The sequence below is a fragment of the Bacillus sp. SIMBA_005 genome (assembly GCF_046535585.1).
GTDB lineage: Bacteria > Bacillota > Bacilli > Bacillales > Bacillaceae > Bacillus > Bacillus pumilus.
In genome coordinates this window covers 1-251 of sequence record NZ_JAWRWI010000838.1, presented here as the reverse complement: position 1 = coordinate 251, position 251 = coordinate 1, and the positions used below count along the sequence as shown (strand labels likewise).

Here is a 251-nt window from a genome sequence, read left to right as displayed (position 1 = left end):
GGGCGTCCATCCATGAAAAAAGAATCCAATAAACAATCGAAACAAGCACCAGTTAAAGGCTCTACCGAAGCACTAGAAGCACGTATTAAACAATTAGAAATGGAAAACGAGTATTTAAAAAAGTTGAATGCCTTAGTTCAAAACAAGGAAAAATCACCAAACAGGACAAAGCACAAGTAGTCTATGAGTTAAGGCATAAATATCCGGTGAAAGCACTCGTAAAACTCGCTGGCATTCCACGAAGTACGTAC

Annotated in this window: 1 pseudogene; it reads left to right on the top strand. The window is 38.6% G+C overall.

Annotation, left to right across the window (positions count from 1 at the left end):
• A pseudogene (locus SB660_RS22430) lies at positions 1–251 on the top strand (IS3 family transposase); the annotation flags it as partial.